We start from the raw sequence: 13,729 nt of genomic DNA on the forward strand, positions 1-13,729 counted from the left end.
ACGCTAATCTTGCAGGCCAGGCGAGCCACGTACGGGGGCGGTGATGGGCTCGCGTGGAGTCTGGTGCATCAACCGCGGTAGAAGCTGGATGAGGTGGCGAGCGCGTGTCCGAGACCACGCCGAACGTGCCCGACCGGCCGTCGCTGGACGGCCTGGACGCGAAGTGGGCTGACCGGTGGGAGCGGGCCGGTGTCTACCGGTTCCACGCCCCCGGTGACCGTGCGGCGGTATTCTCCATCGACACGCCGCCGCCGACCGTCAGCGGGTCGCTGCACGTCGGCCACGTCTTCTCCTACACCCACACCGACATCATCGCGCGGTTCCAGCGGATGCGCGGCAAGCACGTGTTCTACCCGATGGGGTGGGACGACAACGGCCTGCCCACCGAGCGGCGGGTGCAGAACTACTACGGGGTCCGCTGCGAGCCCAGCAAGCCCTACGACCCGGATTTCCGCGCGCCGGAGCCGGTGGGCAAGAAGGGCGACCGGGGAGTGCAGAGCATCTCCCGGCGCAACTTCGTCGAGCTGTGCGAGCAGTTGACCGCGCAGGACGAGAAGGCGTTCGAGGAGACCTGGCGCAAGCTCGGCCTGTCGGTGGACTGGTCGATGACGTACACCACCATCGGCCGGCACGCCCAGCGGGTGTCGCAGACCTCCTTCCTCCGGCTGCTGCGCGCCGGCGAGGCGTACCAGGCGGAGGCGCCCGTGCTGTGGGACGTCGGGTTCCGCACCGCGGTGGCCCAGGCCGAACTGGAGGACCGGGACCACGCCGGCGCGTGGCACCGGGTGGCCTTCCACGGCCCGGGCGGGCAGCCGATCCACATCGAGACCACCCGGCCCGAGCTGATCCCGGCGTGTGTCGCGCTGATCGCGCACCCGGACGACGAGCGCTACCAGGGCCTGTTCGGCGGCACGGTGCGCTCGCCGATCTTCGGGGTGGAGATCCCGGTGCTGGCGCACCCGGCGGCCGAGCCGGAGCGGGGCGCCGGCATCGCCATGTGCTGCACCTTCGGTGACCTCACCGACGTGCAGTGGTGGCGGGAGCTGAAGCTGCCCACCCGCACCGTCATCGGCCGCGACGGCCGCATCCTCGCCGACCCACCGTCCGGTTTGGACGATCCGGAGGGCCGCAAGGCGTACGCGGAACTGGCCGGCGCGACCGTGCACACCGCGCGGGAGCGCATCGTGGCCATGCTGCGCGAGTCCGGCGATCTGGACGGCGAACCACGGAAGACCGTGCGCCCGGTGAAGTTCTACGAGAAGGGCGACAAGCCGCTGGAGATCGTGTCCAGCCGGCAGTGGTTCATCCGCTCGATCGCGCACCAGGACGTGCTGCTGGAGCGCGGCGCCGAGCTGAACTGGCACCCGTCCTACATGAAGGCCCGCTACGACGACTGGGTGCGCGGTCTCAACGGCGACTGGCTGATCAGCCGGCAGCGGTTCTTCGGCGTGCCGTTCCCGGTGTGGTACCCCCTGGACGAGGCAGGCGAGCCGCGCTACGACGCGCCCATCCTGCCCAGCGAGGACGCGCTGCCCATCGACCCGTCCTCGGACACTCCGCCGGGCTACGCCGAGGACCAGCGCGGCCGGCCGGGCGGGTTCGTCGGCGACCCGGACGTGATGGACACCTGGGCGACATCCTCGCTCACCCCGCAGATCGCCTGCGGCTGGGAGACGGACCCGGAGCTGTACGCGCAGACCTTCCCGATGGACATGCGTCCCCAGGCGCACGACATCATCCGCACCTGGCTGTTCGCCACGGTGCTGCGCGCCGAACTGGACGGGCACACGCTGCCCTGGAGGCACGCCACGCTGTCCGGCTGGATCCTGGACCCGGACCGCAAGAAGATGAGCAAGTCGAAGGGAAACGTGGTCACCCCGATCGACCTGCTCGAGCAGTTCAGCCCGGACGCGGTGCGCTACTGGGCGGCGAACGGGCGGCCCGGCACGGACACCGCGTTCGACCAGGGCCAGATGAAGATCGGCCGGCGGCTGGCCACCAAGCTGCTCAACGCCAGCAAGTTCGTGCTCGGCTTCCCCCGGCCGGCCGGCGGCGCGGCGTGCACCGAGGCGCTGGACCGGGCGATGCTGGCCGCGCTGGACGACGTGGTGCGGCAGGCCACAGAGGCGCTGGAGGCGTTCGAGTACACCAGCGCGCTGGAGCGCATCGAGCGGTTCTTCTGGTTCTTCTGCGACGACTACGTCGAGCTGGTCAAGCAGCGCGCCTACGACGAGGCGGGCGGGCCGGCCACCGAGTCGGCGCGGCTGGCGCTGCGCACCGCGCTGTCCACGCTGCTGCGGCTGCTCGCGCCGTTCCTGCCGTACAGCGCGGAGGAGGCGTGGTCGTGGTGGCACGACGACTCGGTGCACACCAGCCCGTGGCCCACTCCCGGCGCCGCCGAGGGTGACGCGCGGGTCATCTCGCTGGCCAGCAGCACGATCAGCGCCATCCGCAAGGCCAAGTCGGACGCCAAGCGGTCGATGCGCGCCCCGGTCGAGTCGGTGCGCGTGGTCGGACCGCGCGGTGAGCTGCGCACCATCGAGACGATCTCCGGCGACCTGCGGGCCGCGGGCAACGTCGAGTCGCTGGAGCTGACCCCGGACGACGACCACGAGTTGCGCATCGAGGTCAGCCTCGCGGACGCCTGATCCGTGGGCGCCCGCGGCGCCAACCGTCTCAGACCGGTGCCGCGAACGCGGGTGGCGGCCGCCCTCCCCCGGACGGCCGCTACCCGAAAGTCTGTGGCACAGCTCACAATTGCGTCCTGGGGTCGCTGCGTTCCCGCAGCACAACGTCGTGACCTCGCCCCACGTCAGGTGCGGCGATCGCGTGCTGCCGGCGGGCCTGAGCGCGGGGGCGCGTCGGCAGCACATCCCCGCGGGCCAGCGCCCGGCCACCGATGACGTCCCGCCGCGGCGTGCGCCGACCGCCTCGGGCGTCCGGCGGGCGAGGGACGCGGACAGTCGCCTGACCGGCGGGGCTTGGTGAACGGCGGCCGCCCGGCGGAGGATGTATCCATGACCCGCGAGGCGCCGCAGCAGGACGTCGACGAGACGCGACTGGACATCGACAAGCCCAAGGACTGGGCCGCCGGGGTGACCGGGGTGCTCGTGTCGGCGCAGCACGGGCTGGCGCAGATGGGGTTGGGCCGGTCGGTGCGCACCCTGCGGCTGGTCAACCAGCGGGACGGGTTCGACTGCCCGGGCTGCGCCTGGCCCGAGCCGCACGGCCACCGCAAGGTGGCCGAGTTCTGCGAGAACGGCGCCAAGGCGGTGGCCGAGGAGGCCACGCTGCGCCGCGTCGGGCCGGAGTTCTTCGCCGCCCATCCGGTCGAGGAACTGGCCCAGCGCAGCGACTACTGGCTGGGCCAGCAGGGCCGGCTCACCCGGCCGATGGTGCTGCGCCCGGAGGCCACCCACTACACGCCGATCTCCTGGGACGAGGCGTTCGCGCTGGTCGCCGACGCGCTGCGCGGACTGTCCACACCGGACGAAGCCGCGTTCTACACCTCCGGCCGCACCAGCAACGAGGCCGCGTTCTGCTACCAGTTGCTGGCCCGCTCGTTCGGCACGAACAACCTGCCGGACTGCTCGAACATGTGCCACGAGTCCTCCGGCGCGGCGCTGAAGGAGGTCATCGGCGTCGGCAAGGGATCGGTGAGTCTGGCCGACTTCGACCACGCCGACCTGATCGTGGTCGTCGGCCAGAACCCGGGCACCAACCACCCGAGGATGCTGTCGGCGCTGGAGCGGGCCAAGCGGAACGGCGCGCGGATCGTCGCGGTCAACCCGCTGCCCGAGGCCGGGCTGATGCGGTTCCGCAACCCGCAGAACCTGCGCGGCGTGCTCGGCCGCGGCACGCCGCTGGCGGACGAGTTCTGCCAGATCCGTCTCGGCGGCGACATGGCGTTGTTCCAGGCGCTGGGCAACCTGCTGCTGGCCGCCGAGGACGAGAACCCGGGCAGCGCGGTGGACGCGGAGTTCGTCGAGACGCACACCCACGGCTTCGAGGCGTACGCCGAGCACGTCGGCAACCTCGATTGGTCCGAAGTGGACAGCGCGACCGGGTTGCCGCGCGAGCAGATCGCCAGGGTGGCCCGGATGTTCGCCGAGTCGGAGCGGACCATCGTCTGCTGGGCGATGGGGCTGACCCAGCATCCGCACGCGGTGGCCACCATCCGCGAGGTGTGCAACGTGCTACTGCTGCGCGGCATGATCGGCAAGCCGGGTGCCGGGGTGTGCCCGGTGCGCGGCCATTCCAACGTGCAGGGCGACCGCACCATGGGCATCTGGGAGAAGGCGCCCGAACCGTTCCTGGCCGCGCTGGACGCCGAGTTCGGCATCAGCACTCCGCGCCACCACGGCTACGACACGGTGAACACGCTGCGCGCCATGCGGGACGGTCGGGTCAGGGTGTTCTTCGCGCTCGGCGGCAACTTCGTCTCCGCCACCCCGGACACCGAACTCACCGAGCGGGCGCTGCGCTCCTGCGAGCTCACCGTGCACGTGTCCACCAAGCTGAACCGCTCGCACGTGGTGCCCGGCCGCACCGCGCTGATCCTGCCCACCCTGGGCCGCACCGAGCGGGACCTGCAGGCCGCCGGCGAGCAGTTCGTCACCGTCGAAGACTCGATGTCCGTGGTGCACGCCTCGCGCGGCCGGCTCGAGCCGGCCAGCGAGCACCTGCGTTCCGAGGTAGCCATCGTCTGCGGCCTGGCCCGCGCGCTGCTCGGCGACGACCACCCCGTGCCGTGGGCCGAGTTCGAGCGCGACTACGACGCCATCCGGGAGCGGATCGCCCGAGTGGTGCCGGGCTGCGACGACTACAACCGCAAGGTCCGCCAGCCGGACGGGTTCGTGCTGCCGCACCCGCCGAGGGACGCGCGCACCTTCCCCACCGCCACCGGCAGGGCGAACCTCACCGTCAACGCACTCCACGTGCCGCGGGTGCCGGAGGGCCGGCTGCTGCTGCAGTCGCTGCGCAGCCACGACCAGTACAACACCACGATCTACGGGCTGGACGACCGTTACCGCGGCGTGCGGGACGGCCGGCGGGTGGTGTTCGTCCACCCGGACGACCTGGCCGCCCTGGGCATCGGCGACGGGTCCAGGGTGGACCTGGTCAGCGAGTGGCCGGAGGACCCGACCGGCACGGTCGAGCGCCGGGTCAAGGACTTCCGGGTGGTCGGCTACCCCACCGCGCGCGGCTGCGCGGCCACCTACTTCCCGGAGGCCAACCCGCTGATCCCGCTCGACTCGACCGCCGCGACCTCCAACACGCCCACCTCGAAGTCGATCGTGGTGCGGCTGGAGCCCGCGCATGCGTGACACGTGCGGTTCCGGGAGGCTGGTGGCATGGGTCGGGTGACGGTGCGGCGTCCGGTGCTCAAGCTCTCCCCCGAGCTGGAGCGGCGGCGTCCGGACGCGCTGGCCGCGGAGGAGCCGCTGGAGCTGCGGGTGGGTGGCACCCCGCTCGCGGTGACCATGCGCACGCCGGGCCAGGACGTCGAGCTGGCGCACGGGTTCCTGCTCACCGAGGGCGTGATCGGCGGCGCGGACGACGTGCTGAGCGCCCGCTACTGCGCCGGAACCGGCCCGGACGGCCAGAACACCTACAACGTGCTGGACGTCCAGCTTGGCCGGCACATCCCGCCGCCGGACACCGGGGTGGAGCGCAACTTCTACACCACGTCCTCGTGCGGGGTGTGCGGCAAGGCCGCGCTGGACGCCGTGAAGCTGCGCACCCGCTACTCCCCCGCCGGGGACGGCTGCCGGGTGCCGATGCGGGTGCTGTCCGAGCTGCCCGGCCGGCTGCGGCGCGCCCAGCGGGTGTTCGACGCCACCGGCGGGCTGCACGGCGCCGGCCTGTTCACCGCGTCCGGCGAGCTGCTGGCGGTGCGGGAGGACGTCGGCCGGCACAACGCGGTGGACAAGGTGCTCGGCTGGGCGCTGCTCGCCGGCCGGGTGCCGCTGGCCGGATGCGTGCTGCTGGTCTCCGGCCGGGCGTCGTTCGAGCTGGTGCAGAAGGCGGCGATGGCCGGCATCCCGGTGCTCGCCGCGGTGTCCGCGCCGTCCTCGCTCGCCGCCGAGCTCGCCGAGGAACAGGGCATGACCCTGGTCGGCTTCCTGCGCGGCGAGTCGATGAACGTCTACACCGGCGCGGAGCGGGTGCTCCGCGAGGTGCCCGCCGCCGCGCGCCGCTGAATCGTTACGGACGTGGACCCACGCGGTCACGTGGCGTGATCAAACGATGTCGACATGGCCACGTTCCGTCCCCCGCGCTTGTGAACCGGCGAGCGGCCCACCACGATGGTCGCGATCGGTCGACGGGAGGGGTCGACCGGCCATCGCCGGTCAACGTCCTTGAGGGGGTCCGCGCCACGTGCGCGGACGGGAGGCTGGATGGACGACGGGGACCGGCCCGCCGCGCGCCCGCGGCTGGGCCGTCGCACACTGCTGGCCGCGGCCGGCATCACCGGGATCGCGGTCAGCGGGCTGGCGGCGAGTGCCACGAGGGCGCCGAACCCGGGCGGCGCGACCGTCCGCCGGGCGCTGGAGGCAGCCGGCTCCGCGGTCACCGGGTACCGGCCGGTGACCAGGGTGGAGCAGGTCTTCTCGCGGGCCAGGGGCCGGCTGGTGACGATGCTCACCATCCTCCCGCCGGGGGTACCGGCCGGGGGCATCCCGGTGTCCCTGCTGCTGCACGGGCTGAACGGCAACGCCCGGTACGCCGCGGTCGGCGGCATGCCCACCGTGCTGGCCGACCTGGTGTCCCGCGGGGTGGTGCCGCCGTTCGCGTTCGTCGCCCTGGACGGCGGCAACAACTACTGGCACGAGGCCCACCCAGGGGACGACCCGATGGCCATGCTGCTCGACGAGGTGCCGGGCTGGTTGGCCCAGCGTGGGCTGGGTGCCCGCGGGGTGCCGTTCGCCTGCACCGGGGTGTCCATGGGCGGGTTCGGCGCGCTGCTGTACGGGCGTCGCCGCGCCGAGCGCCGGCAACCCGCGCAGGCCATCGCCGCCATCTCCCCGGCGCTGCTCACCTCGTGGACGGAGATGGACAAGCGGCACGCGTTCACCGACGCGGCCCAGTGGGCGGCCCTGGACCCGCTGCGCAACCTGGACAAGCTCGGCCCGCAACCGATCGGCGTGTGGGTCGGCGACCACGACCGGTTCATCGACGGCACCAGCAGGTTCATCCGGGAGGTCAAGCCGGAGGTCGGGGTGATCACCTCGGGCGCGCACAACGACGCGCTGTACCGGAAGGTGGTGCCGGACGCGATCCGGTTCCTCGGCCGGCACGTGACCCCCCGGCCGCTCACCCACCACGTCTGAACCGCGCTTCCGGCAGCGGGGTGGCGGTCTGGCCGGCGGCCCGCAGCGGGGTGGCCCCGGTGCGGACCCAGTCCAGCGCGGCGGGCCAGGCGCCATAGCCGGCGGCCGGGTCCAGGTGCCCGCCGTGCGGCAGCACGTCCAGGTCGACACCCAGCGCGCGAGCCATCCCGGCGGCATCCGCCACCGGGCAGGCCGGGTCGTCCGAGCCGACCACCAGGCGGGTGTGGCCGCCGGCGCGGCGCAGGCCGGCCGGGTCCAGCGGCACGGGGTGGAAGCCGACCATCTCGGCCCGGTGGCAGCGCGGCGCGGGTGGGGCGACGAGCAGCACCCGTTCCACCCGCAGCCCGCGGTCGAACCGCCCGGCGGCGTGGTGCAGCCACAGCGTGGCACCCCAGGAGTGGGCCAGCACCACCCGCCCGGCCGCGGCCGGCGCGACGGCCAGGTGTTCCCGCAGTTCGGTGAGCCAGGTGTCGCGCACCGGCCGGTCCGGGTCGGTGAAGGTGGGCACGTCCACCAGCGCCCCTCGGCGGGCCAGCTGGCCGGCCAGCCAGCTCTGCCAGTGCCGGGGGCCCGGGTCCGGGTCCTCGTGGACCAGCAGTACGTACGGCCAGGCCACCGGCGGCTCCCCGGGCCGCGGGGCGCCGGTCAGGCCGACTTCTCGCGGCGCTCCCGCCGGGTGGGCTGCCGCGCCACGATGGTCGGGTTGACGTTCTCCCGCACGGTCTGCTCGGTGATCACGACCTTGGCCACGTCGGTGCGGCTGGGGATGTCGTACATCACCGGCAGCAGCACCTCCTCCATGATCGCGCGCAGGCCACGCGCCCCGGTACCGCGCAGGATGGCCTGGTCGGCCACCGCCTCCAGGGCGGTCTTGGTGAACTCCAGCTCGACGCCGTCCATCTCGAACAGCTTCTGGTACTGCTTAACCAGCGCGTTCCGCGGCTCGGTGAGGATCTGCACCAGGGACGGCTTGTCCAGGTTGGTGACGCTGGCGACCACCGGCAGCCGGCCGATGAACTCCGGAATCAGCCCGAACTTGATCAGATCCTCGGGCATGACGTCGCTGAAGAAGTCCTGCGTCTCGGTCTCGGCCTTGGACCGCACCTCCGCGCCGAAGCCCAGGCCACGCTTGCCCACCCGGTCCTGGATGATCTTCTCCAGTCCGGCGAACGCGCCGGCCACCACGAACAGCACGTTCGTCGTGTCGATCTGGATGAACTCCTGGTGCGGGTGCTTGCGACCGCCCTGCGGGGGCACGCTCGCGGTGGTGCCCTCCAAGATCTTCAGCAGGGCCTGCTGGACGCCCTCGCCGGAGACGTCCCGGGTGATCGACGGGTTTTCACTCTTCCGAGCGATTTTGTCGACCTCGTCGATGTAGATGATGCCCGTCTCGGCCCGCTTGACGTCGTAGTCGGCCGCCTGGATGAGCTTGAGGAGGATGTTCTCCACGTCCTCGCCGACGTAGCCGGCCTCGGTGAGCGCGGTCGCGTCAGCGATGGCGAACGGCACGTTGAGCAGCTTGGCCAGGGTCTGCGCCAGGTAGGTCTTGCCGCAACCGGTCGGGCCGAGCATCAGGATGTTCGACTTGGCCAGCTCGACCCCGTCGTCCCGCCCGTCCCTGGTCCGGTCGCCGGCCTGGATGCGCTTGTAGTGGTTGTAGACGGCCACCGACAGGGTGCGCTTGGCATCGTCCTGACCGATCACGTACTGGTCGAGGAACTCGTGGATCTCGGCCGGCTTGGGCAACTCGTCGAGCTTGACGTCACCCGCCTCGGCGAGTTCCTCCTCGATGATCTCGTTACAGAGGTCGATGCACTCATCGCAGATATACACGCCGGGGCCGGCGATGAGCTTCTTGACCTGCTTCTGACTCTTCCCGCAGAAGGAGCACTTCAGCAGGTCTCCGCCGTCACCGATACGCGCCATGACCGCTGACCTCTGTCCCCTCCGGCACACCCCCGGGGTGCGCCTGGCTGTTCGATGGCTCGCCCCGCTGCCGCGGGCCTCACGCGTTGCTCTCGACGGTACCCGTACACCCACCGGAGCGGGAGCACTAGCGTGCCCCGGCCGCGCCGAGCGCACCGGCAAAGGTGGTGCGCTCGGCGTGTCGGCTCCGCCACGCCGTCACGGCGTGGGGGACAGCTTCCGGTAAGGGAGCACCTCGTCCACGATGCCGTAGTCCTTGGCCTCGTCCGCCGTGAGGATCTTGTCACGCTCGATGTCGGCGCGGATCTCCTCCGGCGACTTGTTGCAGTGCCTGGCCAGGGTGTGCTCCATCATCCGGCGCACCCGCTGGATCTCGTTGGCCTGGATCTCCAGGTCCGAGACCTGGCCGTAGGCGCCCTCCATGGCCGGCTGGTGGATGAGCACCCGGGAGTTCGGCAGGGCGTGCCGCTTGCCGCGGGTACCGGCGGCGAGCAGCACCGCGGCCGCCGAGGCGGCCTGGCCCAGGCAGTACGTCTGGATGTCCGGCCGGACGAACTGCATGGTGTCGTAGATCGCCATCAGCGACGTGAACGACCCGCCGGGCGAGTTGATGTACATCAGGATGTCCCGGTCCGGGTCGGTGGACTCCAGCACGAGAAGCTGGGCCATCACGTCGTTGGCCGAGGCGTCGTCGATCTGCACCCCGAGGAAGACGATGCGCTCCTCGAAGAGCTTGTTGTACGGGTTGGACTCCTTGACCCCGTAGCTGGTCCGCTCGATGAACGAGGGCAGCACGTACCGGGACTGCGGGAGGTGGTACTCGGTCACTGTGGTTGGCTCCTCGACGAAGGTCCTGCTGGCCGGCGGCCGGGTCAGCGGCGGTTGCCGCGGGTGTTGCCGATCTGCGCCGCCCGCGTGATGACGTGATCGATGAAGCCGTACTCCCGGGCTTCCTCCGCGGTGAACCAGCGGTCCCGGTCGGAGTCGGCGATGATCCGCTCCACGGACTGGCCGGTCTGCGCGGCGATCAGCTCCGCCATCTCCCGCTTGTGCTTGGCGAACAGCTCGGCCTGGATGGCGATGTCCGACGCGGTGCCGCCGACCCCGGCGGAGGGCTGGTGCATCATGATCCGCGCGTGCGGCAGCGCGTAGCGCTTGCCCCGGGCGCCGGCGGACAGCAGGAACTGGCCCATCGACGCGGCCATGCCCATGGCGAAGGTGGCCACGTCCGGCTCGATCAGCTCCATGGTGTCGTAGATGGCCATGCCCGCGGTCACCGAGCCACCCGGCGAGTTGATGTACAGGTGGATGTCCCGGTCCGGGTCCTCGGCGGCGAGCAGCAGCAACTGGGCGCTGATCCGGTTGGCGACCTCGTCGTCCACCTGCGAGCCGAGAACGACGATCCGCTCGCGGAGCAGCCGCTCGTACACCGAGTCGGTGAGGTTGAGCCCTGAGCTGGTCACCCGCATCTCGTCGGTACGGGAAAGGTCCTGCGTCACGTCTGCCTGCCTTCTCCGGGGGTTGGCGGACGCGAACTCGGCACGTCGCCGGTGTTCCGCCGTGTTGCCCTGATCTCTACGTCAACGACCCTAACCAAGGCGGGCGGCGCCGACGTGCCGGCACCGCCCGGTTTCGCTGAGAGCGTGCCGGATAGCCGCCCGCGCCGCGGGCCGCCCGGTCACGCCCGGCGTCACTCGCCGCGCTCCGCGGCCGCCCTGGCCTCGGTGGTCGCCTCGGTGGCCTCGGTGGCCTCAGCCGTCTCGCCGGCCTCGCCGCCTTCCTCGGTGCCGAACAGCTCGTCCAGGTTCACCGGGTTGCCCGACTCGTCGGTCACGGTGACCTTGCGGACCACCGCGGCCAGCGCCTTGCCACGCCGCACGTCGGAGAAGATGGCGCCGAGCTGGCCGGCCTGCTGGGCGTGCTGCACGTACTCGTCCGGGCTCACGCCGTAGCGCTGGGCCTGGTAGACGATCCGCTCGGTGAGCTCGGACTCGCTCACCGAGATCTGCTCGGCCTCCGCGATGGCGTCCAGCAGCAGCTGGGTCTTCACCGCCCGCTCGGCCGACTCGCGCAGCTCGGCGTCGAACTTCTCCCGGTCCTGGCCCTGCTCCTCGAGGTACTCGGCGAACCGGTCCTCGTCGTGGTCGAAGGCGTGCACCGCGTCGTGCTTGCGAACCTCCACCTCGGACTGCACCACCGCGTCCGGCAGCGGCACCTCGGTGGCGTCCAGCAGCGCGTCCAGCACCTTGTCCCGGGCCTGCACACCCTGCTGCATGCGCTTCACCCGGCCCAGCCGCTCCCGCAGGTCGGCCTTGAGCTCGTCCAGGGTGTCGAACTCGCTGGCGAACTGCGCGAAGTCGTCGTCGGCGTCGGGTAGCTGGCGCTCCTTCACGGACTGCACGGTGACGGTCACGTCAGCGTCCCGGCCCGCGTGCTCGCCGGCCACCAGCTTGGTGGTGAAGTTCTTCGTCTCGCCGGCGGAGGCGCCGATCAGCGCGTCGTCGATGCCCTCGACCAGCTGGCCGGAGCCGATCTCGTAGGACAGCCCGGTGGTGCGGGCGTCCTCGACCTCCTGGCCGTCCACCGTCGCGGACAGGTCGATGACCACGAAGTCGCCCTTCTGCGCGGGCCGCTCCACGCCGGTCAGGGTGCCGAACCGGGCGCGCAGCTCGTCCAGCTGCGTGTTCACGTCCTCGTCGGTGACCTCGACGTCGTCCACGCTCACCGAGATGTCCTCGAAGGACGGGATGGTGATGTCCGGCCGCACGTCCACCTCGGCGGAGAAGGCCAGCGTGTCGCCGTCCTCGAGCTTGGTGACCTCGATCTCCGGCCGACCCAGGGCCCGCACGTCGCCGGAGTTGACCGCCTCCAGGTACTTGGCCGGGATGGCCTCGTTGACCACCTCGTCGAGCACCACGCCGCGGCCCAGCCGGCTCTCCAGCACGCGGGCCGGGGCCTTGCCGGGACGGAAGCCCGGAATCCGCACCTGCTTGGCGAGCTTCTGGTACGCGCGGTCGAAGCTCGGCCTGAGCTCGTCGAACGGCACCTCGACGTTAATCCGGACGCGCGTCGGGCTCAGGTGCTCGACGGTGCTCTTCAACGTGGTCTCCTCGTAGAAAACAATGACGTGCCTGATACCCCGATACGCCAGAGCGGTCGCCGGGTCCGGGCCGAGTCTAGGCGAGTCGCCGCTGCTGGTTGTCCCGGGTCGGTGCCAGCCCGTTACCTCGCCGCCGACGTCGGCACCTGGCCGTCGCGTCGGTCCGGCCGGGTAGCGCCGCCCCCCTCCGCCACCGGCCGCCGCGGGCGCCCGATGCCGACCCGCCCGGCGGCCAGGGACGTTCCGGTTTGTCCTTCGTCACCGTACGCCTCGGTAACCCGCCTGGCACCGCGCCGGACGCGGACGCGAAAAACCCGCCGACCAGGACTTCCGCCCCGGCGGCGGGCTCGCGGCAGTCGGGGTGGCGGGATTTGAACCCACGGCCCCTCGCTCCCAAAGCGAGTGCGCTACCAAACTGCGCCACACCCCGTTCGCGCCACACAAGCCGGTGGTGCGCGACGAGCGTATCGCGACGCGCTACGCTTGTGCGCGCACCCAGTGATCGGGTGCGCGCGGGTGTAGCTCAATGGTAGAGCCCCAGCCTTCCAAGCTGGTTGTGCGGGTTCGATTCCCGTCACCCGCTCTCGGCGTTCTTGCTGGTAGAGCGCTTGCGAGTCGTCCCACGTGGACGGTTGCCCCGCTTCGGGGCCTTCTTCGTGCCCTCCGCGTGCCCCTTGCCCCCCTTCGGGCCGTCCACGCCGTCGCTGGCCGGATGCTTCGCGGCCATTGAGACCATCCGGTCGATCCCGAGTGCAATCGCCTGGTCCCGCTCCTCCCGAGCGTGCAGGTAGATCAACGCGGCCCGCGTGCTGCTGTGGCCCATGCGTGCCATCAACTCCTGCAGCGTCGCTCCGGTCTCCGACGCGATCGTGTTGCCCGTGTGGCGGAGGTCATGCAGATGCAGGTGGGGGATGCCGGCCGCCGTCCTGGCCTCGTTCCACAGGGGGTGAAAGTTGGCTCGGGTCGGTCGGCCACCCTTCGGCTCAACGAACACCCAAGCGTCCGGCGGGTCGCCCACGTAGGCACGTAGGTGCCGTTTGATCTCTGGTAACAGGAACCGGGGCAGACTGACCCGCCGCTTGCCCGCCTCGGACTTGGGGGTATCCGTCAGCAGCTCCCCCGCGTCCGTCTGGACGGCCTGGCGCTCGACCCGCACGCGGCACCGATCGAGATCGAAGTCCGACCGCTGCAGACCCACCATCTCCGCAAAACGGAGGCTCCCGAACGTCGCCAGCAGCACCATCAGCACGGCCCCGGCAAAGTCGCACTTCAGCTGATCAGTAGCAGGTTGATGGGGCGGAGTGGGTCCCAGGCCTGATGTCGGAGGGCTTGGGCGATGTTGGTGGCGCCGTTGAGGCGTAGCACGCTG

General features: G+C 71.3%; 10 protein-coding genes and 2 tRNA genes. 5 read left to right on the forward strand and 7 right to left on the reverse strand.

The features are described 5' to 3' along the window. The first annotated feature begins 104 nt into the window (after positions 1 to 104). From valS to FFT21_RS15410, 4 genes are all read left to right on the forward strand, one after another. The gene (gene valS / locus FFT21_RS15395; RefSeq protein WP_137814556.1) at positions 105 to 2,648 is read left to right on the forward strand and encodes a valine--tRNA ligase; all 2,544 of its coding nucleotides are present in this window, start codon (positions 105 to 107) and stop codon (positions 2,646 to 2,648) included. A gap of 369 nt (positions 2,649 to 3,017) precedes the next feature. Next, on the forward strand, positions 3,018 to 5,327 hold the full coding sequence (locus FFT21_RS15400) for an FdhF/YdeP family oxidoreductase (RefSeq protein WP_137814557.1): 2,310 nt from the start codon (positions 3,018 to 3,020) through the stop codon (positions 5,325 to 5,327). A 27-nt stretch (positions 5,328 to 5,354) separates the two neighbouring features. Beyond that, positions 5,355 to 6,203, forward strand: a complete 849-nt coding sequence (gene fdhD / locus FFT21_RS15405; protein WP_137814558.1) for a formate dehydrogenase accessory sulfurtransferase FdhD — start codon at positions 5,355 to 5,357, stop codon at positions 6,201 to 6,203. A gap of 198 nt (positions 6,204 to 6,401) precedes the next feature. After that, positions 6,402 to 7,334: an alpha/beta hydrolase gene (locus FFT21_RS15410; RefSeq protein WP_137814559.1), complete on the forward strand. Its 933-nt coding sequence runs from the start codon at positions 6,402 to 6,404 to the stop codon at positions 7,332 to 7,334. Here the strand turns inward: FFT21_RS15410 and FFT21_RS15415 are convergent. From FFT21_RS15415 to FFT21_RS15440, 6 genes are all read right to left on the reverse strand, one after another. Continuing rightward, positions 7,318 to 7,950, reverse strand: coding sequence for an RBBP9/YdeN family alpha/beta hydrolase (locus FFT21_RS15415; RefSeq protein ID WP_137814560.1), 633 nt, complete (start codon positions 7,948 to 7,950; stop codon positions 7,318 to 7,320). The two genes, FFT21_RS15410 and FFT21_RS15415, sit on opposite strands and share 17 nt — an antisense overlap. Before the next feature lie 29 nt (positions 7,951 to 7,979). Next, the gene (gene clpX, locus FFT21_RS15420) at positions 7,980 to 9,260 is read right to left on the reverse strand and encodes an ATP-dependent Clp protease ATP-binding subunit ClpX (protein ID WP_137814561.1); all 1,281 of its coding nucleotides are present in this window, start codon (positions 9,258 to 9,260) and stop codon (positions 7,980 to 7,982) included. 198 nt (positions 9,261 to 9,458) lie between these two features. After that, complete coding sequence (locus tag FFT21_RS15425) at positions 9,459 to 10,088, reverse strand: ATP-dependent Clp protease proteolytic subunit (RefSeq protein ID WP_137814562.1); 630 nt, start codon at positions 10,086 to 10,088, stop codon at positions 9,459 to 9,461. A 44-nt stretch (positions 10,089 to 10,132) separates the two neighbouring features. Then, complete coding sequence (locus FFT21_RS15430) at positions 10,133 to 10,729, reverse strand: ATP-dependent Clp protease proteolytic subunit (RefSeq protein ID WP_137814576.1); 597 nt, start codon at positions 10,727 to 10,729, stop codon at positions 10,133 to 10,135. Positions 10,730 to 10,950: 221 nt separating this feature from the next. Next, the gene (gene tig / locus FFT21_RS15435; RefSeq protein WP_137814563.1) at positions 10,951 to 12,360 is read right to left on the reverse strand and encodes a trigger factor; all 1,410 of its coding nucleotides are present in this window, start codon (positions 12,358 to 12,360) and stop codon (positions 10,951 to 10,953) included. A 356-nt stretch (positions 12,361 to 12,716) separates the two neighbouring features. Beyond that, positions 12,717 to 12,790: transfer RNA gene (locus FFT21_RS15440), tRNA-Pro, on the reverse strand. Between the two features lie 82 nt (positions 12,791 to 12,872). Between FFT21_RS15440 and FFT21_RS15445 the strand changes: the two genes are divergently transcribed. Further along, positions 12,873 to 12,943: transfer RNA gene (locus FFT21_RS15445), tRNA-Gly, on the forward strand. Here FFT21_RS15445 and FFT21_RS15450 read toward each other — a convergent pair. Beyond that, positions 12,935 to 13,603 (reverse strand): site-specific integrase, encoded by a 669-nt coding sequence (locus tag FFT21_RS15450; protein WP_225978439.1) that lies wholly within the window; start codon positions 13,601 to 13,603, stop codon positions 12,935 to 12,937. The genes FFT21_RS15445 and FFT21_RS15450 overlap by 9 nt on opposite strands. Positions 13,604 to 13,729 lie beyond the last annotated feature (126 nt).

The sequence above is a fragment of the Gandjariella thermophila genome (assembly GCF_005405885.1).
GTDB classification, from domain to species: Bacteria; Actinomycetota; Actinomycetes; order Mycobacteriales; family Pseudonocardiaceae; genus Gandjariella; species Gandjariella thermophila.